Origin of the sequence: Streptomyces mutabilis (assembly GCF_046628145.1) — a bacterium.
In the GTDB taxonomy this organism is placed as follows: domain Bacteria; phylum Actinomycetota; class Actinomycetes; order Streptomycetales; family Streptomycetaceae; genus Streptomyces; species Streptomyces mutabilis.
Map to the genome: position 1 here is coordinate 5063112 of NZ_CP176874.1, position 25753 is coordinate 5088864.

The 25753-nt window shown below is 71.0% G+C and carries 22 protein-coding genes; 17 read left to right on the forward strand and 5 right to left on the reverse strand.

Annotation, left to right across the window (positions count from 1 at the left end; genetic code table 11):
- Positions 1–156: 156 nt before the first annotated feature.
- From ACLIN4_RS22970 to ACLIN4_RS23015, 10 genes are all read left to right on the forward strand, one after another.
- Entirely contained in the window at positions 157–1188 is a 1032-nt protein-coding gene (locus tag ACLIN4_RS22970; protein ID WP_100046210.1) for an ABC transporter permease, read from the forward strand.
- Between the two features lie 112 nt (positions 1189–1300).
- A complete protein-coding gene (locus tag ACLIN4_RS22975) occupies positions 1301–3100 on the forward strand; it encodes an ABC transporter substrate-binding protein (protein WP_107476889.1) in 1800 nt (599 codons plus the stop codon).
- A 113-nt stretch (positions 3101–3213) separates the two neighbouring features.
- Positions 3214–4191 (forward strand): ABC transporter permease, encoded by a 978-nt coding sequence (locus ACLIN4_RS22980; protein WP_100046212.1) that lies wholly within the window; start codon positions 3214–3216, stop codon positions 4189–4191.
- A gap of 10 nt (positions 4192–4201) precedes the next feature.
- Complete coding sequence (locus ACLIN4_RS22985) at positions 4202–5263, forward strand: ABC transporter ATP-binding protein (protein ID WP_107476888.1); 1062 nt, start codon at positions 4202–4204, stop codon at positions 5261–5263.
- Positions 5264–5290: 27 nt separating this feature from the next.
- On the forward strand, positions 5291–6430 hold the full coding sequence (locus ACLIN4_RS22990) for an ABC transporter ATP-binding protein (protein ID WP_100046214.1): 1140 nt from the start codon (positions 5291–5293) through the stop codon (positions 6428–6430).
- 225 nt (positions 6431–6655) lie between these two features.
- The gene (locus ACLIN4_RS22995) at positions 6656–8284 is read left to right on the forward strand and encodes a peptide ABC transporter substrate-binding protein (RefSeq protein WP_100046215.1); all 1629 of its coding nucleotides are present in this window, start codon (positions 6656–6658) and stop codon (positions 8282–8284) included.
- A 9-nt stretch (positions 8285–8293) separates the two neighbouring features.
- Positions 8294–9217 carry an ABC transporter permease gene (locus tag ACLIN4_RS23000; RefSeq protein WP_100046216.1) on the forward strand — a complete coding sequence of 308 codons (924 nt, stop codon included), beginning with the start codon at positions 8294–8296 and terminating at the stop codon, positions 9215–9217.
- A complete protein-coding gene (locus ACLIN4_RS23005) occupies positions 9210–10196 on the forward strand; it encodes an ABC transporter permease (protein ID WP_179342330.1) in 987 nt (328 codons plus the stop codon). Before ACLIN4_RS23000 ends, ACLIN4_RS23005 begins: the two co-directional genes overlap by 8 nt.
- An 8-nt stretch (positions 10197–10204) precedes the next feature.
- Positions 10205–11188, forward strand: a complete 984-nt coding sequence (locus ACLIN4_RS23010; protein WP_100046217.1) for an ABC transporter ATP-binding protein — start codon at positions 10205–10207, stop codon at positions 11186–11188.
- Positions 11181–12302, forward strand: a complete 1122-nt coding sequence (locus ACLIN4_RS23015) for an ABC transporter ATP-binding protein (protein ID WP_411576162.1) — start codon at positions 11181–11183, stop codon at positions 12300–12302. Before ACLIN4_RS23010 ends, ACLIN4_RS23015 begins: the two co-directional genes overlap by 8 nt.
- Positions 12303–12418: 116 nt before the next feature.
- Here the strand turns inward: ACLIN4_RS23015 and ACLIN4_RS23020 are convergent, their stop codons facing one another.
- Positions 12419–14545 carry a prolyl oligopeptidase family serine peptidase gene (locus ACLIN4_RS23020; protein ID WP_411576163.1) on the reverse strand — a complete coding sequence of 709 codons (2127 nt, stop codon included), beginning with the start codon at positions 14543–14545 and terminating at the stop codon, positions 12419–12421.
- Between the two features lie 187 nt (positions 14546–14732).
- Between ACLIN4_RS23020 and ACLIN4_RS23025 the strand changes: the two genes are divergently transcribed.
- The 4 genes from ACLIN4_RS23025 (at position 14733) to ACLIN4_RS23040 (ending at position 18929) form a co-directional block, all read left to right on the forward strand.
- Positions 14733–14927, forward strand: coding sequence for a hypothetical protein (locus ACLIN4_RS23025; RefSeq protein WP_043380305.1), 195 nt, complete (start codon positions 14733–14735; stop codon positions 14925–14927).
- Between the two features lie 150 nt (positions 14928–15077).
- Positions 15078–15965: an N-acetyl-1-D-myo-inositol-2-amino-2-deoxy-alpha-D-glucopyranoside deacetylase gene (gene mshB / locus ACLIN4_RS23030; protein ID WP_411576164.1), complete on the forward strand. Its 888-nt coding sequence runs from the start codon at positions 15078–15080 to the stop codon at positions 15963–15965.
- On the forward strand, positions 15962–16384 hold the full coding sequence (locus ACLIN4_RS23035; protein ID WP_107476884.1) for a DUF6113 family protein: 423 nt from the start codon (positions 15962–15964) through the stop codon (positions 16382–16384). The genes mshB and ACLIN4_RS23035 overlap by 4 nt, the downstream gene beginning before the upstream one ends.
- Before the next feature lie 157 nt (positions 16385–16541).
- Positions 16542–18929, forward strand: coding sequence for a hypothetical protein (locus ACLIN4_RS23040; protein WP_289904183.1), 2388 nt, complete (start codon positions 16542–16544; stop codon positions 18927–18929).
- Between the two features lie 110 nt (positions 18930–19039).
- On the opposite strand, the gene ACLIN4_RS23045 is transcribed toward ACLIN4_RS23040, so the two are convergent.
- Together ACLIN4_RS23045 and ACLIN4_RS23050 are read right to left on the reverse strand one after the other, a co-directional pair.
- Complete coding sequence (locus tag ACLIN4_RS23045) at positions 19040–19924, reverse strand: transglutaminase-like domain-containing protein (protein WP_269955368.1); 885 nt, start codon at positions 19922–19924, stop codon at positions 19040–19042.
- A 30-nt stretch (positions 19925–19954) separates the two neighbouring features.
- Positions 19955–20962, reverse strand: coding sequence for a GNAT family N-acetyltransferase (locus ACLIN4_RS23050; RefSeq protein ID WP_289904179.1), 1008 nt, complete (start codon positions 20960–20962; stop codon positions 19955–19957).
- 141 nt (positions 20963–21103) lie between these two features.
- Here ACLIN4_RS23050 and fdxA point away from each other — a divergent pair, with 141 nt between their 5' ends.
- A complete protein-coding gene (gene fdxA / locus ACLIN4_RS23055) occupies positions 21104–21421 on the forward strand; it encodes a ferredoxin (protein ID WP_005480604.1) in 318 nt (105 codons plus the stop codon).
- 117 nt (positions 21422–21538) lie between these two features.
- Positions 21539–22636: a bifunctional succinyldiaminopimelate transaminase/glutamate-prephenate aminotransferase gene (locus ACLIN4_RS23060; RefSeq protein WP_290014957.1), complete on the forward strand. Its 1098-nt coding sequence runs from the start codon at positions 21539–21541 to the stop codon at positions 22634–22636.
- 196 nt (positions 22637–22832) lie between these two features.
- Here ACLIN4_RS23060 and ACLIN4_RS23065 read toward each other — a convergent pair whose 3' ends face one another.
- Together ACLIN4_RS23065 and ACLIN4_RS23070 are read right to left on the reverse strand one after the other, a co-directional pair.
- A complete protein-coding gene (locus ACLIN4_RS23065; protein ID WP_289904157.1) occupies positions 22833–23264 on the reverse strand; it encodes an ATP-binding protein in 432 nt (143 codons plus the stop codon).
- A 344-nt stretch (positions 23265–23608) separates the two neighbouring features.
- The gene (locus tag ACLIN4_RS23070; protein WP_307653549.1) at positions 23609–24523 is read right to left on the reverse strand and encodes a heavy metal transporter; all 915 of its coding nucleotides are present in this window, start codon (positions 24521–24523) and stop codon (positions 23609–23611) included.
- 147 nt (positions 24524–24670) lie between these two features.
- Here ACLIN4_RS23070 and dapE point away from each other — a divergent pair, with 147 nt between their 5' ends.
- Complete coding sequence (gene dapE / locus ACLIN4_RS23075) at positions 24671–25750, forward strand: succinyl-diaminopimelate desuccinylase (protein WP_411576165.1); 1080 nt, start codon at positions 24671–24673, stop codon at positions 25748–25750.
- Positions 25751–25753: the final 3 nt, after the last annotated feature.

A 25753-nucleotide genomic window follows, 5' to 3' on the forward strand; every position in this document is an offset into this window, starting at 1 on the left:
GTCGGTAGGCCCCGACCGCGAGCCCAGGGTTCCCCAGGGGTGGTGACGCCCCTCCGTCGTTGTTCCCCTCGCGCGCTGCGAATGACGTACGCCGTGCGAAGGCCGTCGGACCGCAGTGCGCCCCCGACGACCTCCAACCTGTGAAACGGACGAATCATGACGAGTCCAATCGAGCTTGAGGGTGCTGAAGCCTCTTCCGTCTTGGACAAGGAGAGCGCGCCGAAGGGCGACGCCGACAAGCCGAAGGAGCCGGTGGGGCAGAAGCCGGGGCAGTTGATGTGGGCGCGCTTCAAGCGCGACCGCGCCGGCGTGATCTCCGCGTGCGTCGTCCTGTTCTTCCTCGTGATCTCCGCGGCGGCGCCGCTGATCTCGAAGATCTACGGCAAGGACCCGTACACGCTCTACGGGCAGGAGCGGCCCGAGCTGCTCGACATGTTCACCATGCCGGCGGCGCCCTTCGGCGGTATCGACGGCGAGTTCTGGTTCGGCATCGAACCGGGCCTGGGCCGCGACGTGTTCACGCAGCTGCTCTACGGCATGCGCAACTCGATCGCCACCGCGCTGGCCGCGACCCTCATCATGACCATCCTGGGCGTGCTGATCGGTCTCACCGGCGGCTACTTCGGCGGGAAGGTCGACTACTGGCTCGGCCGGGTGACCGACTTCTTCATGGCGCTGCCCAGCCAGCTGTTCTTCGTGGCCGCGATGCCCGTCATCACCACGGTCTTCGTCGCCCCCGACAAGGAGACCCCCACCTACGTGCGGGCCTGTGCCATCATCATCGTCCTGTCCTTCCTGGGCTGGATGAGCATGGCCCGCATCGTCCGCGGCGCCACCCTCTCCCTGCGCGACCGGGAGTTCGTGGAAGCGGCGCGCATCTCCGGGGCCTCGCCCTGGCGCATCATCCGCAAGGAACTGCTGCCCAACATCGTCACCCCCACGCTGGTACAGGCGACGCTGACGCTGCCGAGCACCATCCTGAGCATCGCGTTCCTCTCCTTCGTGGGTGTCGGCTACGTCGAGCCCACGCCTGACTGGGGACGGATGTTCGCCATCGGTGCCGGCATCGTCGAGCAGGACCCCTACTACATGCTCTTCCCCGGAGTGGCCATGGTGGTCTTCATGGTGGCCTTCAACCTCCTCGGCGACTCGGTGCGGGACGCCTTCGATCCCAAGTCGAGCCGCTGATCCCCCAGGGGAATCCCCCCACACCCCCGCCCGGCCGGTTCGGCGCCGCTCAGCCCGGCCCCGGCCAAGCACCAGCAGTGTTCACTACTCACAGGCAGGTGGATTCGTCCCTATGAGCATCTTCCGTAACCGCACCGCCACGGCCGCGATAGTCGCGGTCGCGGCCGGCGCACTGACTCTCACCGCCTGCGGTGGTGGCGGCAGCGACAGCTCCTCCCAGGACAAGAGCAAGACCAAGGAGGACGCCAAGTCGCAGTCGAAGCCGGTCCAGATCGGTGACGCCCAGGCGTCGACCGGTCCGGCCCCCGAGGTTCCGGGCGCCAAGCCGGGCGGTGTCGCGACGGTCTACCAGGAGGCGGACTTCTCGCACCTGGACCCGGGCCAGATCTACGTCTCGGACGGCAAGCTGCTCAGCCGCCTCATCTTCCGCGGCCTGACCCAGTACTCCGAGGACGACCAGGGCAACCTGACCGTCGTGGGCGACCTCGCCACCGACGCGGGCAAGTCGTCGGACGGCGGCAAGACCTGGACGTACACCCTCAAGGACAACCTGAAGGACGAGAACGGCAACCCGATCAACGCTGCGGACATCCGCAACACGATCGAGCGCCTGTACTCGGACTACATCACCGACGGCCCGACCTACCTGCAGCAGTGGCTGTCCGGCGCCGGCACCACCTACCGCGACGCGTACGAGGGTCCGGACAAGGGCAAGCACCTGCCCGACTCCGTCCTCGAGACGCCGGACGACAAGACGGTCGTCTTCCACTTCAAGGAAGCGCGCCCCGACCTCCCGCAGATGCTGACCATGCCCGGTTACAGCGTCGTCCCGGAGGAGACGGACACCAAGGCGAAGTACGACTCCGACCCGGTCGCCGTCGGCCCGTACAAGATCTCCGACTTCAAGCCCGGCAAGTCCATGACGCTGGTCAAGAACGACCAGTGGGACCCGAAGTCCGACTCCGTGCGTCACCAGTACGTCGACGGGTTCAACATCTCGATGAACCACGACGACGAGGACCAGACCAAGACCCTCCTCGCCGACCAGGGCGAAGCCAAGAACGCCATGATGTTCACGGGTCAGGTCGCCACCACCCAGCTCCAGCAGGTGGTGAGCAACAAGGAGGCGATGAAGCGCACCATCCAGGGCTACGCGCCCTACGTGTGGCAGCTGAACTTCAACATGGACCGCATCAAGGACAAGAAGCTCCGCGATGCCATCACCCTGGCGCTGCCCTCCGACTCGGTCTACAAGGCCGACGGTGGTGCGTACGGCGGTGAGGTCGCCAACTCGCTGATGTCGCCCACGACTCCGGGCTACGACGAGACGTTCGACCCCTTCGAGCGCCACAAGAAGCCCAACGGTGACATCGAGGCCGCCAAGAAGCTGATCAAGGAAGGCGGCTTCGAGGGCAAGAGCCTCGTCTACGCCTACGGCAACACGCCGACCCGCCAGAAGCAGGCCGTCCTGATCGCCGACGCGCTGGAGAAGATCGGTCTGGACATCCAGAAGAAGGAGATCGACTCCGCCACCTGGTACGAGCAGGTCGGCAAGGTCAAGAACGGCTACGACCTCTACATGACCGGCTGGGGCCAGGACTGGCCGTCCGCCTCCACGGTCATCCCGCCGTCCTACGACGGCACGCAGATCCAGGACGGTGCGTCGAACTACTCGCACATCAACGATGACCACGTGAACTCCGAGATCAAGCGGATCGAGAAGATCACGGACATGGACGAGGCCACCAAGGCCTGGTCCGAGCTGTCCAAGTACATCTCGGAGAAGATCAACCCGGCCGCGCCGATCTACTACACCAAGGTCTTCCAGATCTTCGGTTCGAACATCGGCGGCATCCGCTACAGCTCCGACTCGAGCTACGTGGACGTCACCCGGATCTTCCTGAAGAAGTAATCCGCCAGGTCGGAGAACCGGTGGTGGGCGCGCGGCGGAGCGCCCACCACCGGGCCCGTACCCCTCCCAGACCTCCCACCCGACTGCCGCCGTCCTGAGAGCAGCTGTCTGCCATGCTTCAATTCCTCATTCGCCGGACGTTCGGCGCGGCGCTGATCCTCCTGCTGATCAGTGCGTTCACGTTCTTCATGTTCTTCGCGATCCCGCAGGACCCGGCCATGCTGGCCTGTGGCAAGAACTGCACTCCGGACGCACTGGCGATCATCCACAAGAACCTGGGCCTCGACAAGCCGGTCACCGTCCAGTACTGGGACTTCATGGTCGGCATCTTCGCCGGCCGCGACTTCGCCGTCGGACACTGTCCCGCCCCCTGCTTCGGTGTCTCCTTCGCCAACGACCAGAACGTCTGGGACACGATCCTCGACCGCTTCCCGCTGACCATCTCGCTGACCGTGGGCAGCCTGGTCGTCTTCCTCATCCTCGGTCTCGGCGCCGGCATGCTGGCGGCCAAGAACCGCGGTACCTGGATCGACAAGGTGTTCAGCTCGGGGTCGCTGGTCGTCAGCTCCCTGCAGATCTACTTCCTCGGCCCGCTCGTGCTGCTGGCGTTCGTGTACAGCACCGGCTGGCTGGACAAGCCGAAGTACGTGCCCTTCTCCGAGGACCTCGGCGGCTGGTTCATGGGTCTGCTGATCCCCTGGCTCGTCATGGCGACCATCTTCACCGCCAACTACACCCGGATGAGCCGCTCGTCGATGATCGAGCAGCTACAGGAAGAGCATGTGAGAGCGGCCCGCGCCAAGGGCATGTCGGGCAACTACACCTTCTTCCGCTACGCCTGGCGCGGTTCCCTCATCCCCATCGTCACCATCCTCGGCATCGACCTGTCGGCGCTCATGGGCGGCGGCATGGTCACGGAGATGACGTTCGGCCTGGCCGGGATCGGCCGGCTCGCGCTGGACTCCGTGACCAACAAGGACCTGCCGATGCTGATGGGCGTCATGCTCGTCAGTGCCGCGCTCATCATCGTCTTCAACCTGATCGTGGACGCCCTGTACGCCGTCATCGACCCGCGCGTGCGCCTGTCCTAGGAGAACCACCGTGACCACTCAGACCAAGCCCGAAGAGGCCGCTGCCGCCGCGGCGGGGGACGCCTTCCTCTCGGTGCGCGACCTCAAGGTCCACTTCTCCACCGAGGGCGGCGTCGTCAAGGCGGTGGACGGGCTCTCCTTCGACCTCGAGCGCGGCAAGACCCTCGGCATCGTGGGCGAGTCCGGCTCCGGCAAGTCGGTGACCAACCTGGCCGTCCTCGGCCTGCACGACCGCCGGAAGACCGCCATCGACGGGTCGATCAAGCTGGACGGCCAGGAACTGACCGACGCCGGTGAGAAGCAGCTGGAGACGCTGCGCGGCAAGAAGATGGCGATGATCTTCCAGGACGCGCTGACCGCGCTGTCGCCGTACTACACGGTCGGCCGGCAGATCGGCGAGCCGTTCATGAAGCACACCGGCGCCTCCAAGAAGGACGCCCGGGTGCGCGCCATCGACCTCCTGGAGAAGGTCGGCATCCCGCACCCGCAGAAGCGGGTCGACGACTACCCGCACCAGTTCTCCGGCGGTATGCGGCAGCGCGCCATGATCGCCATGGCGCTCGCCTGCGACCCGGACCTGCTCATCGCCGACGAGCCGACCACGGCACTCGACGTGACGGTGCAGGCGCAGATCCTCGACCTGCTCAAGGACCTGCAGCAGGAGTTCGGCTCCGCCATCATCATGATCACCCACGACCTCGGCGTGGTCGCCAACATGGCCGACGACATCCTCGTGATGTACGCGGGCCGGGCCGTGGAGCGCGGGACGGTGCGCGAGGTGCTCAAGACGCCTCAGCACCCGTACACCTGGGGGCTGCTGGGCTCCATGCCGAGGCTCGCGTCCGACGTGGACGAGCCGCTGCTGCCCATTCCCGGGTCGCCGCCCTCGCTGCTCAACCCGCCCTCGGGCTGCGCGTTCCACCCGCGGTGCGCCTTCACCGACAAGGTGTCCGGGGACCGTTGCTCCGGTGAGCGGCCGGCGCTCGCCGCCGGGCGGGCCGCGGCCTGTCACCTGACGGGGGAACAGCGGCAGCAGGCGTTCATCGAGAAGATTCAGCCCCGGCTGGGCTGAGCGGAAACCGGCGACTGGGGCATCACCATGAGCGACAACAGCAAGACGACCACGGCGGTGGCCGACCCGATCCCGCAGCAGCGGGACGGCGACGGCGGACCGCTCCTCAAGGTCAGCGGCCTGACGAAGCACTTCCCGATCAAGGGCGGCTTCCCGATCAAGCGCACCGTCGGCCACGTCAAGGCCGTCGACGGCGTGGACTTCGAGGTCTACCCCGGGGAGAGCCTCGGCCTGGTCGGTGAGTCCGGCTGCGGCAAGTCGACGACCGGCCGGCTGCTGACCCGGCTGTACGAGCCCACCCAGGGCACCATCGAGTACAAGGGCCGGGACATCAGCCGGGCCAGCCGCAGGCAGCTGGCGCCGATCAGGTCCGAGATCCAGATGATCTTCCAGGACCCGTACGCGTCGCTGAACCCGCGGCAGACGGTCGGCACGATCATCTCCGGCCCGATGGAGATCAACGGGATCAACCCGCCCGGCGGCCGTGAGAAGCGCGTCCGGGAGCTCCTGGAGATCGTCGGTCTCAACCCGGAGCACTACAACCGCTTCCCGCACGAGTTCTCCGGCGGTCAGCGCCAGCGCATCGGTGTCGCGCGCGCCGTCGCCCTGGAGCCGAAGCTGATCGTCGCCGACGAGCCGGTCTCGGCCCTGGACGTGTCGATCCAGGCCCAGGTGGTGAACCTGCTGCAGGAAGTGCAGCGGGAGATGGGCATCGCGTTCGTCTTCATCGCCCACGACCTGGCGATCGTGCGCCACTTCTCGCAGCGCGTCGCGGTGATGTACCTCGGCAAGATCGTGGAGATCGCGGACCGCGAGTCGATCTACACGCGGCCCCGGCACCCCTACACCCACGCGCTGCTGTCCGCGGTGCCGGAAGCCGACATCGACGGCGACAAGAGGGAGCGCATCCGCCTGGAGGGCGACGTCCCCTCGCCGATCGCCCCGCCGTCCGGCTGCCGGTTCCGTACCCGGTGCTGGAAGGCGCAGGACAAGTGCGCGACGGAGGAGCCGCCGCTGGTCCGCATCGAGGGCAGCAAGGCGGGCCACCTGACCGCGTGCCACTTCCCGGAGGAGCCCACCATCGCGGCTCGGGCCGAGGACGTGGTGATGGACCCGGGGCTGAAGGCCCTGGAGGAGGGCGGCCACACGGAGGTCGCCAAGGGCTGAGCCGGCCACCGGCACGGCACCCCGGAACCGGGGCGGGAGCACGGGCTCCCGCCCCGGTTCCCGTGTGTCCGGCCCCCCCGTCCGGAGCAGTCCCGTACCCGTACGGACGGACGAACAGGCGCTTTCGTGCCCGCCCCCTGATGCTGGCCGGTAATGGATCAGCGGAAGAGCCGGCGGACGAGCCGGTGGCAGAGCCGGACGAGTCAGGGCACGAGGAGGCACCCCATGCGCGGAGTCAGGCACGCCAAATGGGCCGCTTGCGCGGCGGCGGCAGTCCTCGCGGCGACGGCCTGCGGAGGCGGGGGCGGTGGCGGCGGCGGAGACGCCGGCGCGGTGCTCAGCTCCTCCTGGGGCGACCCGCAGAACCCGCTGGAGCCGGCCAACACCAACGAGGTGCAGGGCGGCAAGGTCCTCGACATGATCTTCCGGGGGCTGAAGAAGTACGACCCGAAGACCGGCGAGGCACAGGACATGCTCGCCGAGAAGATCGAGACCTCCGACTCGCAGAACTTCACCGTCACCGTCAAGGACGGCTGGACCTTCTCCAACGGCGAGAAGGTCACCGCCCAGTCCTTCGTGGACGCCTGGAACTACGGCGCCAGTCTGAAGAACAACCAGCGCAACGCGTACTTCTTCGCGTACATCGACGGCTACGACAAGGTGCACCCCGAGAGCGGCGAGCAGAGCGCCGACACGCTCTCCGGGCTGAAGGTCACCGGGCCGCTCACCTTCACCGTCAGGCTCAGCCAGAAGTTCTCCACCTTCCCCGACACCCTCGGCTACCCGGCCTTCGCGCCGCTGCCCCGGGCCTTCTTCGACGACCACGACGCCTGGTTGAAGAAGCCCATCGGCAACGGCCCGTACATGGTGGACAACTACACCCGCGGCTCCCAGATGTCCCTGCGCAAGTGGGAGCAGTACCCCGGCCCGGACAAGGCGCAGAACGGCGGCGTCGACCTCAAGGTCTACACCGACAACAACACCGCCTACACCGACCTGATGGCCGGCAACCTCGACCTCGTCGACGACGTCCCCGCCGCCCAGCTCAAGAACGTGAAGAGCGACCTCGGCGACCGGTACATCAACACCCCGGCCGGCATCATCCAGACGCTCGCGTTCCCGTTCTACGACAACGACTGGAGCAAGCCCGGCTCCGAGAAGGTCCGCAAGGGCCTGTCCATGGCGATCGACCGCAAGCAGATCACCGACACGATCTTCCAGCAGACCCGCACCCCGGCCACCGACTGGACCTCGCCCGTCCTCGGCGAGGACGGCGGCTACAAGGCCGGTCTGTGCGGCGAGGCCTGCGAGTTCAAGCCCGACGAGGCCAAGCAGCTGATCAAGGACGGCGGCGGCCTCCCCGGCGGCCAGGTCAAGATCACGTACAACGCCGACACCGGCTCCCACAAGCAGTGGGTCGACGCGGTCTGCAACTCCATCAACAACGCCCTGGACAACGACCGCGCCTGCGTCGGCAACCCGGTCGGCACCTTCGCCGACTTCCGCAACCAGATCACCGACCAGAAGATGAGCGGCCCCTTCCGCGCCGGCTGGCAGATGGACTACCCGCTCATCCAGAACTTCCTCCAGCCGCTCTACTACACCAACGCCTCCTCCAACGACGGCAAGTGGTCCAACGAGAAGTTCGACGACCTCGTCGACCGGGCCAACGCCGAGACGGACACCGCCAAGGCCATCGGCCTCTTCCAGCAGGCCGAGGAGGTCCTGCGGGACGAGATGGGCGCCATCCCGCTCTGGTACCAGAACGGCAGCGCGGGCTACTCGGACCGGCTGTCGAACGTGGAGCTCAATCCGTTCAGCGTCCCGGTCTACAACGAGATCAAGGTCGGCTGAGGGGGCGCCATGGGACGCTACGTCGTCCGGCGGCTGCTCCAGATGATCCCGGTCTTCATCGGGGCCACGCTGCTGATCTTCCTGATGGTCAACGTGATGGGCGACCCCATCGCGGGGCTCTGCGGCGACCGCGAGTGCGACCCGGCGACGGCCGCGCGGCTGCGGCACGAGTTCGGCCTCGACCAGCCCGTGTGGCAGCAGTACGCCACCTACATGGGCAACCTCTTCACCGGCGACTTCGGCACCGCCTTCAACGGCCAGCCGGTCACCGAGCTGATGGGTACGGCCTTCCCGGTCACCATCCGGCTGACCATCGTGGCGATCCTCTTCGAGATCGTGGTCGGCATCATCCTCGGCGTCGTCACCGGCCTGCGCCGCGGCCGTCCCGTCGACACCGGGGTGCTGCTCCTGACCCTCGTCGTCATCTCCGTCCCCACCTTCGTCACCGGCCTGCTGCTCCAGCTGCTGCTCGGCGTCAAGTGGGGCTGGATCGACCCGGCCGTCTCCACCGAGGCGACCTTCGGCGAGCTGATCGTCCCCGGCCTGGTCCTCGCCTCCGTCTCCCTGGCGTACGTCACCCGCCTGACCCGCACCTCCATCGCGGAGAACCGGCGTTCCGACTACGTCCGCACCGCCATCGCCAAGGGCCTGCCCCGCCACCGGGTCATCACCCGGCACCTGCTGCGCAACTCCCTGATCCCGGTCGTCACCTTCATCGGCACCGACATCGGCGCCCTGATGGGCGGCGCCATCGTCACCGAGCGGATCTTCAACATCCACGGCGTCGGCTACCAGCTCTACCAGGGCATCCTGCGCCAGAACACCCAGACCGTCGTCGGCTTCGTCACCGTCCTGGTCCTGGTCTTCCTCGTCGCGAACCTCCTCGTCGACCTCCTGTACGCCGTACTCGACCCGAGGATCCGCTATGCCTGACCAGCAGCAGCCCTACGAGCCCGAGCGCGCCGTCGCCGGCACCGGCATGGGCGGGCAGATGGACCTGGGCGCGAGCGAGGCCATCACCCTGGAGAAGGCGCCGGAGAGCCCCGACGGCACCGGCCCCCAGGACAAACCGCGCAGCCTCTGGTCCGACGCCTGGCACGACCTGCGCCGCAACCCCGTCTTCATCATCTCGGCCCTGGTGATCCTCTTCCTGATCGTCATCTCCATCTGGCCGTCCCTGATCGCCTCCGGCAGCCCCCTCAAGTGCGACCTGGCCAAGGCCCAGGAGGGCTCCCAGTCCGGTCACCCCTTCGGCTTCAACGGCCAGGGCTGCGACGTCTACACCCGCACCGTCTACGGCGCCCGCACGTCGGTGGCGGTCGGCGTCCTCGCCACGCTCGGCGTCGCGGTCCTCGGGAGCGTGCTCGGCGGGCTGGCAGGGTTCTTCGGCGGCGCGGGCGACGCGATCCTCTCCCGGATCACGGACGTCTTCTTCGCCATCCCGGTGGTCCTCGGCGGCCTGGTCCTGCTCTCCGTCATCACCAGCAACACCGTCTGGCCGGTCATCGGCTTCATCGTGCTGCTCGGCTGGCCGCAGATCTCCCGCATCGCCCGCGGCTCCGTCATCACCGCCAAGCAGAACGACTACGTCCAGGCCGCGCGGGCGCTCGGCGCCTCCAACTCCCGGCTCCTGCTGCGGCACATCGCGCCCAACGCCGTCGCCCCCGTCATCGTCGTCGCCACCATCGCGCTCGGCACCTACATCTCCCTGGAGGCGACCCTGTCGTTCCTCGGCGTCGGCCTCAAGCCGCCCAGCGTCTCCTGGGGCATCGACATCTCCGCCGCCGCCCCCTACGTACGCAACGCCCCGCACGCCCTGCTCTGGCCCTCCGGAGCCCTCGCCGTCACCGTGCTCGCGTTCATCATGCTCGGCGACGCGGTGCGCGACGCCCTCGACCCGAAGCTGAGGTGAGCCGCCGGATGCTGCTCGAAGTGCGCGACCTGCACGTGGAGTTCCACACCCGGGACGGCGTCGCCAAGGCCGTCAACGGCGTCAGCTACGGCGTGGACGCGGGCGAGACGCTGGCCGTCCTCGGCGAGTCCGGTTCCGGCAAGTCCGTCACCGCCCAGACGGTCATGGGCATCCTCGACATGCCGCCCGGCCGGATCACTGCCGGAGAGGTCCTCTTCGAGGGGCGGGACCTGCTGAAGTTGAAGGAGGAGGAACGCCGGAAGGTCCGCGGCGCGGAGATGGCGATGATCTTCCAGGACGCGCTGTCGTCGCTGAACCCGGTCCTCACCGTCGGCGACCAGCTCGGCGAGATGTTCACCGTGCACCGGGGGATGTCCCGCAAGGACGCCCGCGCCAAGGCCGTGGAGCTGATGGACCGGGTCCGCATCCCCGCCGCGAAGGAGCGGGTGAAGCAGTACCCGCACCAGTTCTCCGGCGGCATGCGCCAGCGCATCATGATCGCCATGGCGATGGCCCTGGAGCCGAAGCTGATCATCGCCGACGAGCCCACCACCGCCCTCGACGTCACCGTCCAGGCGCAGGTCATGGACCTCCTCGCGGAACTCCAGCGCGAGCTGCACATGGGCCTGATCCTCATCACCCACGACCTCGGCGTGGTCGCGGACGTCGCCGACAAGATCGCGGTGATGTACGCGGGCCGGATCGTCGAGACCGCACCCGTCCACGACATCTACAAGGCGCCCGCCCACCCCTACACCCGCGGCCTGCTGGAGTCGATCCCGCGCCTGGACCAGAAGGGCCAGGAGCTGTACGCCATCAAGGGCCTGCCGCCCAACCTCACCCGCATCCCGCCCGGCTGCGCCTTCCACCCGCGCTGCCCGATGGCCCAGGACGTCTGCCGCACCGACGTACCGCCCCTGTACGAGGTGACGGAGTCCGACGCGGAGCGGGGCAGCGCCTGCCACTTCTGGAGGGAGTGCCTGCATGGCTGAGCCGATCCTTCAGGTCAGGGGGCTGGTCAAGCACTACCCGCTGACCTCCGGCATCCTCTTCAAGAAGCAGGTCGGCTCGGTGAAGGCCGTCGACGGCGTCGACTTCGAACTGGCCCGCGGCGAGACCCTGGGCATCGTCGGCGAGTCCGGCTGCGGCAAGTCCACGGTCGCCAAGATGCTGGTCAACCTGGAGAAGCCGACGGTCGGCGAGATCCGCTACAAGGGCGAGGACATCACCCGGCTGTCCGGCAAGGCCCTGAAGGCCGTACGCCGCAACATCCAGATGGTCTTCCAGGACCCCTACACCTCCCTCAACCCCCGCATGACGGTCGGCGACATCATCGGGGAGGCGTACGACATCCACCCGGAGGTCGCCCCGAAGGGCGACCGGCGCGCTCGGGTCCAGCACCTGCTGGACGTGGTCGGCCTCAACCCGGAGTACATCAACCGCTATCCCCACCAGTTCTCCGGCGGCCAGCGCCAGCGGATCGGCATCGCGCGGGGACTGGCCCTGCGCCCGGAGATCATCGTCGCCGACGAGCCGGTGTCGGCGCTGGACGTGTCCGTCCAGGCCCAGGTGATCAACCTGATGGGCCGCCTCCAGGACGAGTTCGACCTGTCCTACATCTTCATCGCCCACGACCTGTCGATCGTCCGGCACATCTCCGACCGGGTCGGCGTGATGTACCTCGGCCGCATCGTGGAGACCGGCCGCGACGCCGAGATCTACGACCACCCGACCCACCCCTACACCCAGGCGCTGCTGTCCGCCGTGCCCGTGCCCGACCCGGAGGCCCGGGAGCACCGCGAGCGGATCATCCTCGCCGGTGACGTGCCGTCCCCGACCGACATCCCCTCCGGCTGCCGTTTCCGCACCCGCTGCTGGAAGGCGCGGGAGCGCTGCGCCCTGGAGGTGCCGGCGCTGGCGGTGCCCGCCGAGTTCCGGGGTGTCCCCGGGCCCGCGGCCCACGACTCGGCGTGCCACTTCGCGGAGGAGAAGCAGGTCGTGCCGCCGGAGGAGCCCGGCGACAGCGCGCACGGCGCGAGCGGCCCGCACGGAGCGCACCGGGAGGACAGCCCGGAGGAGGGCGGACAGGGCAGCGGGCCGGGGTGACATGGCGCTCCCCGGCCCGCTCACGGCACCCGCACGGCCGTACGTCGATCAGCTTCACGCGTCCGTATATCGGTACCGCGTCGGTGAAGTTGCCCGCGTGTTAAAGCGGTCGGCGGCTACGGGCGGCGTCGGGCGAGCGACCGCCTGAGGAAGTCCACCTGGAGCAGCAGCAGGTTCTCGGCGACCGACTCCTGCGGTGTCATGTGCGTGACCCCGGACAGCGGAAGCACCTCGTGCGGGCGGCCCGCGGCCAGCAGGGCCGAGGACAGGCGCAGGGAGTGGGCGACCACCACGTTGTCGTCCACCAGTCCGTGGATGACCATCATGGGCCGGTGCGGTTCGGCGGCGTCCACCAGGCCCGCGTCGTCGATCACCGAATTGCGGCGGTAGACCTCCGGCTGTTCGTCCGGGTGGCCGACGTAGCGCTCCTGGTAGTGGGTGTCGTAGAGCCGCAGGTCGGTGACCGGGGCGCCCACGACGGCGGCGTGGAAGACGTCCGGCCGGCGCAGGGCGGCGAGCGCCGCCAGGTAGCCGCCGAAGGACCAGCCGCGGATGGCGACGCGGTCCAGGTCGAGCGGGAAGTCGGCGGCGAGGGCGTGCAGGGCGTCCACCTGGTCCTGGAGCACGACGGCCGCGACGTCGTCCTTGATGGCCTTCTCCCAGGCGGGGGAGCGCCCCGGGGTGCCGCGGCCGTCGGCGACGATCACCGCGAACCCCTGGTCGGCGAACCACTGCGAGGTCAGGTGGGCGTTGTGCGCGGCCGCCACGCGCTGGCCGTGCGGGCCACCGTACGGGTCCACGAGGACGGGGAGGGGGGTGTCACCGTGGTAGTCCCTTGGCATAAGCACGGCGCACGGGACACGGCGTGCGCCCCCTTGGGTGAGCGTCACGCGCGGGGACAAACCGGGGTCTTCGGCGTAGGACGCCACGGTCGCCGTCGCCTTCCCGTCCCGCAGGACCTGTGCCCGGGCCCCCGGCCGGTCGAGCGTCGCCGAGACCAGAACGGTCACGCCCCCGGCGCGTACCGCCGAGTGCACGCCGGGCTCCTGCGAGACACGCTCCACGCCGAGTTCGTTCACTCGGTAGACGTGCACTTCACCCGTCTCCGGATCGGCCGCCTCCTCGCCCGCCGAAGCGGAGACCAGCACGTCGTCGTCGGAGACGTCGAGCACGGCCCGCACGTGCAACTGGGCTCCGGTGAGCGGCCGTTCGCCGACCGCGAGGACCCGCGCCCCACCCTCGTCGGCGATGCGTACGAGCTGCCCGGAGGGGCTCCAGCAGGGGACGCCGGGGAAGAGTTCCAGCCAAATTGGATCTTCGTCGGCGTGCACCATCCGGGTCGTCCCGGACTCCACGTCCACGGCGAGGAACAACTGACTGCGCTGGTCGCGCGACTGCACGAGAAGGAGCGGCGCTCCCGCCGCTGACCAGTGCACTCGCGCCAGATACGGATACCGCGCCCGGTCCCACAGGACCTCCGTGCGCCCCCCGTCCAGCCCGACCACGAACAGCCGTACGTCCGCGTTGGCGGTGCCCGCCGCCGGATACGGCACCTGGTGCGGAGCACGGTCGGGGTGCGCCGGGTCGGAGATCCACCAGCGCCGGACCGGCGTGTCGTCCACGCGCGCCACCAGCAGCCGGTCCGAGTCCGGACCCCACCAGAAGCCCCGGCTGCGGCCCATCTCCTCGGCGGCGATGAACTCGGCGAGCCCGTACGTGACGCCCTCCCCGTCCGCCTCGGCCAGCGCCCGGTCGCCGTCCCCCTCGGCGCCGACGACCCGCAGGGCGCCCTGGGCGACGTAGGCGATGTGCCGTCCGTCGGGGGAGGGGCGCGGGTCGATCACCGGTCCGGGGACGGGCAGTTCGCGTGCGGTCCCGGCCTGCAGCTCGGCCGTGAAGAGCCGCCCCGACAGCGCGAACGAGGCCAGCTCGAGGGCCGAGTCGGTGGCGTAGCCGACGATGCCGGCGCCGCCCTCGCGGCTGCGCTCGCGCCGGGCCCGCTCCTCGGGCGACAGATGCTCCTCGGCACCGCCCAGGAGGGCGCGCGGGTCGGCTGCGACGCGCTCCCCGCCCTCCTCGACGTCGAGGATCCACAGGGCGTTGGCCCGGTCCGTGCCGGAACCTGAGCGCAGGAAGGCGACCCGTGAACCACCGGGCGCCACGGTGAAGGAACGCGGCGCGCCGAGCGTGAACCGCTGGGTGCGGGCGTGCCGTTTGGGGAAGGACTCGGACTCGGTCGTCATGCCTTGACCATATTGGCCATGCGCCCCCTTGTGCGGCCGTGCGCCGAGAGATGCGCGCGCACGGATAGTTATGATCACTAGCGCACAGTGGGTATCAACCAGGTGCCCGCTGCGTGGATTTATCTGTCCCAAGGTTCGACTGCGTCCGACCCCCCCATGTCCCTGGGCTTATTGGAGGTGAGCCGCCGTGGCACTCTCGATTTCGGCGGTTGTGCTGCTGGCGATCATCGTCTTCCTGCTGGTCAAGAAGTCAGGTCTGAAGGCGGGGCATGCGGTCGTCTGCATGCTGCTGGGCTTCTACCTGGCCTCGTCGACCGTCGCGCCCACGATCAGTGAGCTGACGACGAACATCGCGGGGATGATCGGGAGCATCAGCTTCTGACGGTCGGCCGGGGCGCGTGCGCCGCGCACTGCTCACCATCCCCGTCCGCGCGGTCCTCCACGGTGAGGAAGCTACCGTCGCGGAGCGGGCGGTCCCACGGACGGTCTCCCGCGTTACGAGGACGAGCACGCGGCCTCATAGGGTGGTCCCATGACGGACATGCCCGCCCGGCGTCTGCTGCTGGTGCACGCGCACCCGGACGACGAGTCGATCAACAGCGGCGTCACCATGGCCAGGTACGCGGCCGAAGGCGCCCACGTGACGCTGGTGACCTGCACCCTCGGTGAGCGGGGCGAGGTCATCCCGCCCGAGCTCGCGCACCTGACCGGAGCCGCCCTCGGCGGACACCGCCGGGAGGAGCTGGCCGCCGCCATGCGCGCGCTCGGCGTGGACGACTTCCGGCTGCTCGGCGGGCCGGGCCGGTTCGCCGACTCCGGGATGATGGGCCTGCCCGACAACGACGACCCCGGCTGCCTGTGGCAGGCCGACGTCGACCGGGCCGCCGGGCTCCTCGTCGAGGTGATCCGCGAGGTGCGCCCCCAGGTCCTCGTCACCTACGACCCGGACGGCGGATACGGCCACCCCGACCACATCCAGGCCCACCGCATCGCCATGCGGGCGGTGGAGCTGGCGGCCGAGACCGGGTGCCCGGTCGACAAGGTCTACTGGAACCGCGTGCCGCGCACCGTGGCCGAGGAAGCCTTCGCCCGGCTGCGCGAGGCGCTGCCCGGCCTGCCCTTCGAGAAGGCGGCCGGCATCGAGGACGTACCGGGCGTCGTCGACGACGAGCGGATCACCACCGAGATCCGCGGCGAGGGCTTCGCGCAGGCCGCCAAGGCGGCCGCGATGCGGGCGCACGCCACCCAGATCACCGTGGACGGGTCCTGCTTCGTCCTGTCCAACGAGCTGGCCCAGCCCCTCTTCACCACCGAGTACTACGAACTGGTGCGTGGCGAGCGGGGCCCCGGTGACGGGGAACACGGGCGCGAGAACGACCTGTTCGCCGGAATCGGCAACGGGATCGAGGAGGCGTCGTGAGCGGGCGCACCGAGCCGACGAACTCCGCCCTGGCCCAGCCGCTGCGCCCGCCGTCCCCGGGGCGGGCGGCCCTCTACCTCGGGCTCTTCGTGCTCGGCGCCGTGGTCGGCGTGGCGGGGGCGCTGGTGCAGCCGGCGTGGTTCCCGGGCGGCCTGCTGCTCGCGCTGGCCGCCGAGGCGGGCCTCTGTCTCGGGGCGGGCCGGGCCGTGGGACGCCGGGGCGGGGCCGTCGCGCCAGCCGCCGGCTGGGCACTCGCCGTGGTCCTGCTCACCACCAGCCGGCCGGAGGGCGACTTCCTCTTCGCCGCCGGCAACGGCTCCTATCTCTTCCTGCTCGGCGGGATCGCCATTGCTGTGATGTGCGCCACCCTCGCACCGGTGCGGCAACCGGACGGCGACGCCGTCCGACTTCGCAAGTGACGTACCGCTTCGCCGTGACACCGGCGTGCGCGTCCGGTGTGGGTTTCCCCAGCGGTCACGGGATACGCGCGAGAAGTGGCCAGTATGGTGGTGCGCGCCGCCGAGCCGCCCGCTTTGAAGGTGTGACGGGCGGCGGAGCCAACCGGGAGAACCTGCCTTGAGTCGTGAAACTGACAGTCCGTCCTCCGGGCCCCACGGGCGCGGCGGAGCCGCCTACCCGTCGGGCACCCCGCCCTACGGGACACCCACGGCTTCCGACGCCGGTGCGGAAGCGGGCCGTTCGGCCACGCGGCCGGAGGAGCGCAAGACCGAGACGACGCTGACGACCCGTATCCGGATCAACATCCCCGGGTCGCGGCCCATCCCGCCGGTCGTCATGCGCAAGCCCGTCGCGGACGCCGAGGGCGCCGGTGAAGCGGAGACGGCCGACCGGTCCGAGCCGAGCGCCGCCCCGCCGGCCCCGGGCGTCGCGGAGACTCCCGCCGAGCCCGCGCAGCACGCCCGGCCGGCCGAGGACAAGCCGGCCAGCGACTGGTTCGCGCCGCGCAAGTCCGGTCCGGGCAAGGGCGCTCAGGGTGGTGGCTCCACCAACGGTGCCGGTCCGTCCGGTGGTTCCGGAGCGGCGGCCGGTGCGCCGGGCGCGCCCGGGGCGGGTCCCGCGGGCTCGGGCGCCGGTGCCACGGGTGCGGGCGCGCGACCGGGCGGCGGGAGTGGCCGTCCCGGTGGTGTCGTCGGCTCCATGAACGCTCCGGGCGGCTCCCGGCCCGGGTCCGCCAAGGGCGCCGGTCGCTCCGGTGCGACCGGCGGTCCCGTGGCGCCCGGCCACGGCGGCGGCACCGGCTCCTTCGACGTCACCGAGGCACTGGCGGCGGGGCCCCTCGGCAACGGCGACGGGACACCTGCGGGCAGGGACGACGCCGGCGAGCCGCGCCACGACGACCTCCCGTACTTCTCGGGGGACGGGCAGGGCAACCGGGCCCCCGGCCCCCGTGACGGGCAGCACGGCCCGAACGGGCAGTCACCGTACGGCGCGGCCCGGGGCCCCGCGGGTCCGACGGGCGGCCCGGTCACCGGGGACAGCGCGCTGGCGTCGCCGTCGGCCGGAGGCATCGGCGCGCCGGGGATGCCCGAGGGGCCCGGCGCGCCCGGCGGGCAGCGCGGCCCCGCGGGCGACGGCCTGCGCGGCCCCGGGGCCCCCGGTGGTCCGGGCGGTCCGGCCGGACCGGGCGCTTCCGGTGGCCCCGGTGGTCCGGGCGGCCCCAACGGCCCCGGCGCTCCCGGCCGACCCGGCGGCCCGGGCCGGCCGCAGGGCCCCGGCGCCGGTCCCGACGCCGCCCGGCTCGGTCCCGGCGGCGGGCTCAGTGACGACACCGCGATCCTCACCCCGCAGAAGCCCGCCCCCGAGCCCGGCACCCCCGGCTACGGCAACCCGGACAACGTCTCCGGCAACACCGTCACCAGCGGCATCCCCGTCGTACCGGCCGCCGACCGGAACACGCCGTTCCAGGGCGGGCCGGCCGACGGACCGCTGCCGCACACGCCCCCGAAGCTGCCCGAGCCGGTCTCCACGCCTCCGGCGAGCTCCGCCAAGCCCGCCAAGAAGAAGGGGCGCGGCAAGCTTCCGCTGCTCGTCGGCGGCCTGGTCGTCGTCGCCGGTGTCACCTACGGCGCGGGCCTCCTCATGAACCGCTCCGACGTCCCCAAGGGCACCACCGTGCTGGGCGTCGACATCGGTGGCAGCACGCGCGACGACGCCGTCGAGAAGCTGGACGACGTCCTCGCCGCCCGCGCGAGCAAGCCGCTCAAGCTCACGGTGGGCGGCGAGACCGTCTCCCTGAAGCCGGACCAGGCGGGGCTCCAGCTCGACACGCAGGCCACGGCCAGCAACGCGGCGACCAGCGACTACAACCCGGTCTCCGTGATCGGCTCGCTCTTCGGCCAGGAGCGGGTCGTCGATCCGGTCATGCCCGTCGACGAGGAGAAGCTGCACGCCGCCCTGGAGGACGCGGCCGGCGGCGCGGGCTCGGTGACCGAGGGGACCATCGAGTTCGAGTCCGGCAAGGCCGTGCCCGTGTACGGCAAGCCGGGCAAGGGCATCGACGTCGCCAAGTCCACCGAGGCCGTGCGGGAGGCGTACCGCGCCCAGGTGGAGACGGGTACCGCCACCCCGGTGAACGTGCCGACGACCACCCAGCAGCCCACGGTCTCCAAGGCCGAGGTCGACCGGATGATGAAGGAGTTCGCCGAGCCGGCGATGTCGGCCAAGGTGACCGTGCAGACGGACCCCGCGCACTCCGTCCCGATGAGTCCGGAGAAGTCGCTGTGGAAGTTCCTGCGGGTCACGGCCGTCAACGGCAAGCTGGTCGACAAGCCCGACCTGAAGGCCCTCGAGGACCTCTACGGCGGGGCGTTCGACGGCGTGCTCATCACCCGGGCCAACGGTGAGAAGACGCCCGTCACCCCCCAGGACGTCTACGGCGCCCTGCGCCAGGCCCTCATGAGCAAGACCGACCGGTTGGCGGTCATCGAGACCGACCCCAGCTGACGACGCCACACCCCGGTAGGGGCGCCCGGCACTCGCCGGGCGCCCCTACCGTCGTACGAGGGCCGTACGGCACTCCACGGCCGTGCGGGCCGGGTACGCGCTCGCAGATCTCAGTTGAGCATGGCGCGAGCCACCCGGGCCTCCCGCCGGATCTCCTCCGCGACCGCTTCGTCCACGGCCCCCACCACCTCCGCGTACGCCTCCAACTCCCCGGCCCCGGCCAGGAACTCCCCCCGCTGAACCAGCAACCGCGCCCGCTCGTACCGCAGCCGCGCCGGATGCGCCGGCAACAGCAACGCCAGCTCGATCGCCCACAGCCCGACCGCCGACTGCTCCGGACGGCCCGCCGCCCACGCCCGGATGTTGTTCAGGACCCGTGCCACCACGTCCAACGGCGCCGCGGGCGCCAGCATCGACGGCCGCAACGCCGCCCCCGTGGCCCCGGCCACCAGCACCTCTGCGTCGTTCCCCTCCAGCACCCGGCCCCCGTCGAACGGATCGGCGAGCACCCGCTCCTCGTCCGCCCCGAACTCCGGACCGAGCTCCGAACCGAACCCGACCACGAAGTGCCCCGGCAGCGCGACCCCGTACACCGGCGCCCCCGCCCGCCTGGCCACCTCCAGCCACACCACCGACAGCATGATCGGCAGCCCGCGCCGGCGCCGCACCACCTCGTGCAGGAGCGAGGACTCCAGCCGCTGGTAGTCCGCGGCGACCCCGTGGAACCCGTACCGCTCGCCCAGCAGGTCCCGCAGCGCCCGGGCCCAGGCCCGCGGCGAACCCGGCCGGAACGGCAGCTCCCCGGCCAGCCGGTCCAGCTCCACCTGAGCGGCGTCCAGACCCGCGTCGTCCAGTGTCCCGTCCGCCTCCGCGCCCACCAGCAGGCACAGCGTCGACAGGTCGGGCCGCTCGGACCGCGCCTCTTCGGCGAACCGCCGCCGCACCTCGGCGGAGCGTTCCGGGGACGGCGGGTGCGGGGACTGAGGGTGACGCATGACTGGTTCGTGCCCTTCCACGGCGATCGGCTACCGGCCCGTACCGGCGTCGGTCGGCTCCCGGTAGTGGTGGTACGCGTGATGCGCCGCGAAGCCCATCCCGCCGTACAGCGCCCGCGCCGCCGCGTTGTCGGCCTCGACCTGGAGCCACGCCGCCGACGCTCCCTCGTCGAGCGCGCGCCGGGCCAGCGCGGCCAGCACGGTCGTGGCGAGCCCTCGGCGCCGCATCGCGGGATCGACCTCGACGGCCGCGAAGGAGGCCCACCGTCCGTCCACGACACACCGCCCGATGGCGGCCGGTGCGCCCTCACCGGGCACCGTGGCGAACCACACCGACGGCCCGGAGCCCAGCACCCGAAGGGCCACGTCGCTCACGCCCTTGCGCTGGTACCGCGCCAGCCACGCCTCGTCCGCATCCCGGGACAGGACGACGCCGGTGCCCTCCGCCCGATCGGCGACCGGAGCGAGTCCGCCGGTCCACAGCTCGGCCGTCACCTCCCGCACCCAGCCCCGCCGCTCCAGCTCCGCGCACAGCAGCTCCTGCGTGCCCTCGGCGCCGGTGGCGGTCTGGACGTACGCGGGCAGGCCGCGGTCGCCGTACCAGCGGCGTACGGCCGTCAGCGCCTCGTCGAGGGGCAGGCCCGGATCGCCGAGGGGCAGCACGGAGTTGGCCCGCCGTGTGAATCCGCCCGACGCCCGCAGCTCCCACTCGCCGAGCCACTCGCTCTCCACCGGACGCCAGGCCCGGGAGGCGACGCGCGCCAGCTCCTCGTAGGAGGCGGCGGGGCCCCGGCGACGCGCCGGGGCGGACGGCACGATCTTGCCGGCGACCAGCGAGGATTCGGGTATGCGGACGCTCTCGCCACTCTTCCGTGTGATCACCAGCACACCGTTGTCCCATGATGTGAGAACGCCGACCGTGTCGGTGAACTTCTCCGCTGCGCCCCCGGCGTCGTTCAAGCGCCTTACGGAGACTCTTTTGCCCACGTCAGCAGCGGTGATGCGGACTTCGAGACGGCCTGCGGCAGAGATTTCCACGGGTCGGTGCACCCCTCCTGTTCGGATCATGCCCAAGAACGGAGATACTAGGGGTGGGCATCGACGACGCCGCGCTCCCGCGCGCCAGGCGGCGGAGCCTGAGGTGGCCCGCCAGCGCCCGTATCGAGGAGGAACGACAGCGTGACCTACGTCATCGCGCAGCCTTGTGTCGACGTCAAGGACAAGGCGTGCATCGAGGAGTGCCCGGTCGACTGCATCTACGAGGGCCAGCGGTCCTTGTACATCCACCCGGACGAATGCGTCGACTGCGGTGCCTGTGAGCCGGTCTGCCCGGTCGAGGCGATCTTCTACGAGGACGACACTCCGGAGGAGTGGAAGGACTACTACAAGGCGAACGTCGAGTTCTTCGACGAGCTCGGCTCGCCCGGCGGCGCCAGCAAGCTGGGGCTGATCGAGCGCGACCACCCCTTCGTCGCCGCGCTGCCGCCGCAGGCGTAAGCACCCGCGCCGCCTCGGTCCCGTACGGCCCGGTCACCCGATCGGCGCCGCACGGGGCCGAGGCGTTCGCCTTGGCGGCGCGTGCCGACGTGTACCGACGAAAGTGAGCCAGTAACCGTGTCCGCAGTCTCCGACCGCTTGCCCACCTTCCCCTGGGACAAGCTGGAGCCCTACAAGAAGACGGCCGCCGCGCACCCGGACGGCATCGTCGACCTCTCCGTCGGCACGCCGGTCGACCCGGTCCCCGAGCTGATCCAGAAGGCCCTGGTCGACGCGGCGGACTCCCCGGGCTACCCGACCGTCTGGGGCACCCCGGCACTGCGCGACGCGATCACCGGCTGGGTCGAGCGTCGCCTGGGCGCCCGCGACGTCACCCACCGCCACGTCCTGCCCATCGTCGGCTCCAAGGAACTCGTCGCCTGGCTCCCGACCCAGCTGGGCCTCGGCCCCGGCGACAGGGTCGCGTTCCCTCGCCTGGCCTACCCGACGTACGAGGTCGGCGCGCGGCTGGCCCGCGCCGAGTACGAGGCGTACGACGACCCGACCGAGCTGGACCCGGCGGGGCTGAAGCTGCTGTGGCTCAACTCCCCGTCGAACCCGACCGGCAAGGTGCTGTCCGAGGCCGACCTGACCCGGATCGTGGCCTGGGCCCGCGAGCACGGCGTCCTCGTCGTCTCCGACGAGTGCTACCTCGAGCTGGGCTGGGAGGCCGACCCGGTCTCCGTCCTGCACCCGGACGTCAACGGCGGCTCGTACGACGGCCTGGTCGCCGTCCACTCGCTCTCCAAGCGCTCCAACCTCGCCGGCTACCGCGCGGCCTTCCTGGCGGGCGACCCGGCCGTCCTGGGGCCCCTCCTGGAGATCCGCAAGCACGGCGGCATGATGACGTCCGCGCCGACGCAGGCGGCCGTGGTGGCGGCCCTCGGCGACGACGAGCACGTCCGCGTCCAGCGCGAGCGCTACGCGGCCCGCCGCACGGCCCTGCGCGAGGCGCTCCTCGGCCACGGCTTCCGCATCGAGCACAGCGAGGCCAGCCTCTACCTCTGGGCCACCCGCGACGAGTCCTGCTGGGACACGGTGGCCCACCTCGCCGAACGCGGCATCCTGGTCGCCCCCGGCGACTTCTACGGGCCGGCGGGCGCCCACTTCGTCCGAGTCGCCTTCACGGCCACGGACGAACGCGTACACGCGGCGGTGACCAGACTGACGGCCTGACGCCCTGGCTTGGCCGTGGGCAGTCGCTCCGCAGGGCGATGGGGGCACCTCCCATGCCCTTCAGGCAATGGGGGAGGGTGGGCACAGCCACCGACGCCGGGCGCCGGCCGACAACGCCCACTGCGCCGACGCTGGCACGCAGAACGCCGGGGCCCAGGGAAGCGACCCTGGGCCCCGGCGCCGTACCAGCCCGGTACTAGCCGACCGGCAGGCCCTGCACCGGCAGACCGCCCTTGCCCAGCGCGTCCGTCGGCAGCCCGCTCCCGGTGGCCGTCTTCGCCGTGTCGCCGACGACCTCCCCGGCGGAGCCCGCCGCGTCGCCCGCGGCCTTCTGCGCCACCGGCGTGGTCTTCTTGACGAGCGAGCCGCCGGTCTTGCCCGCGGCCGGCACCGTCTTCTTGACGGCCTTGCTGCCGGTGTCGCCCGCGGTCTTGGTGACGTTCTGGGCCGCGGCGTCGACGGTGTTGCCGACGTTCGCCCCGTCCAGCGCGGTCAGTCCGCCGAGGTTCGGGGCGGCGGGCAGTTCGGGAGCCGCGCTGGCGGAGCCGGCCGCACCGACCCCGGCGGCCGCTCCCGCAGCGACGAGCAGCGCGGCACGGGCGATCCGGCGGGTCAGGGGGAGGGACATGATGCTCCTTCGACGGAAGTCAACGATGAGGAATCCGACCGTGCCCGGCGAGTGATCGACCGGGCTCGGACGCAGTGACTACCGCTCGAAGGCCACGAAGGTTGCGGACGCACAACGTAAAGAATTGGCAATGCGTCGCATTATCGGGTGCCCATAAAAACGGGCAAAAGGGAGTCGGTCGGAAGTCTGCCGAATCCTTACATCCCTTGATTTCCCTGGGTTCCAGCGGTTTCGGCGGCGAGATGAGGAAATCCCAGGCCCCGCGTCGACACGACGCCGCCCCGGGTAACCCCCAGGGGTGATGGATCGGACGGATGAGTGCCGTGGCCCGCGGGCCGGAGCAGCTACCGCGCGGTGGTGATCCGGACCGCCCCCGCGGCCCGCTCAGCGCCCCGCGCGCCGCCCTCGCCCGTCGGATACCACTTGCTGTCGGTGTTCCCCGCGGTCCACTGCCGGCCCGCGTAGGAGACCCGCTCGATGCGCAGCGAGGAGGCGTTGGCCACCGCCCAGTGCGCCAACTGCCAGCCGCGTCGTTCCGGGCTCGCCTCCGTGCCCGAGCCGGCGCCGGTGGCGACCGGCAGCGTCACGGTCCGCCCGCCGGAGCCGCTGCCGGCCGGTGAGGGCGTCGGCTTCGGGGCGCCGACGTCGCTTCCCGCCTCCGCGCCGGCCGGCCGGAGCACATCGCGCCCGAAGTCCCGTACGAGCGCCGCACGGACGGCGTCGGGCCCGCCGGCCCGGGTGGCGCCGGGGCGGCCCTCGCAGGTCAGCGTCGCCGCGGACCGCCCGGTCAGCGCGGCGGCCAGGAGCGCGGCGTCCGGTTCGTGCTTGGCGTACGCGTCCGGGAAGCCGCTGCGCTGCACGCGCTGGGCGGCGACGGTCAGGGGGAGGCGCGTGTAGTCGGGCACCTCGACCAGGTGGTCGTAGAACATGCCCGCCGAGTACGCCGGGTCCATGATCTCCTCCGGCGAGCCCCAGCCCTGCGAGGGACGCTGCTGGAACAGGCCGAGGGAGTCGCGGTCGCCGTGGTCGATGTTGCGCAGGGTCGACTCCTGCAACGCGGTCGCCAGCGCGATGGTCACCGCGCGCTCCGGCAGGTCGCGCGCGGTGCCCACGGCGGTGATCGTCGCCGCGTTCACCGCCTGCTCCGGCGTGAACTCGTAAGTCGCCCCGCCGTCCTCGGCGGAGACCACCTTGCAGCCCGGGGCGTCCGCGGTGACGTACTTCACCGCGAGGTAACCGGCGACCGCGAGCAGGACCATGGAGGCCGCCCCCGAACGGAGAAGGCGGCCACGGCGTTTGCGGGTGGGTGACGGCTGAAGCACGCGTACAAGGTACTGGAGGGTAGCCAGTGGAGTACGCCGGGTACGGGCAATGCCCGGAAGGGCAGGAGCGTTAGGGTCGGGGCCATGGCCGATACCCCGCTTGACCTCACGCTGGACGCCGCGGAGCTCACCGCGCGGCTCGTCGACTTTCCCTCCGAGAGCGGCACCGAGGAGCCCTTGGCGGACGCGATCGAGAGCGCCCTGCGCGCCCTGCCGCACCTGTCGGTCGAGCGGTACGGCAACAACGTGGTGGCCCGCACCGACCTGGGACGGGCGGAGCGCGTGATCCTGGCCGGCCACATCGACACCGTCCCGATCGCCGACAACGTACCGTCCCGGCTGGACGAGGACGGCGTCCTGTGGGGCTGCGGCACCTGCGACATGAAGGCGGGCGTCGCGGTGCAGCTCCGCATCGCCGCCACCGTCCCGGCGCCCAACCGGGACCTGACCTTCGTCTTCTACGACAACGAGGAGGTCGCCGCCGAGCTGAACGGCCTGAAGCACGTCGCCGAGGCGCACCCCGAGTGGCTGGAGGGCGACTTCGCGGTGCTCCTCGAACCGTCCGACGGCCAGGTGGAGGGCGGCTGCCAGGGCACGCTGCGGGTGCTGCTGAAGACCATGGGCGAGCGGGCGCACTCGGCGCGCTCCTGGATGGGCTCCAACGCCATCCACGCCGCCGCGCCGATCCTCGCCCGTCTGGCGGCCTACGAGCCGCGCTACCCGGTGATCGACGGCCTGGAGTACCGCGAGGGCCTGAACGCGGTCGGCATCACGGGCGGGGTCGCGGGCAACGTCATCCCCGACGAGTGCGTCGTCACCGTCAACTTCCGCTACGCCCCCGACCGCAGCCCCGACGACGCCCTCGCCCACGTGCGCGAGGTCTTCGCGGACTGCGGGGTGACCGAGTTCGTGGTCGACGACCACAGCGGCGCCGCCCTGCCCGGCCTGTCCCACCCGGCCGCGGCCGCCTTCATCGAGGCGGTGGGCGGCACCCCGCAGCCCAAGTACGGCTGGACGGACGTGTCCCGCTTCTCGGCGCTCGGCGTTCCGGCCGTCAACTACGGCCCGGGCAACCCCCACTTGGCGCACAAGCGTGACGAACGGGTGGAGACGGCGAAGATCCTCGCGGGGGAGGAGCGCCTGCGGTCCTGGCTGACGGCGTGATCC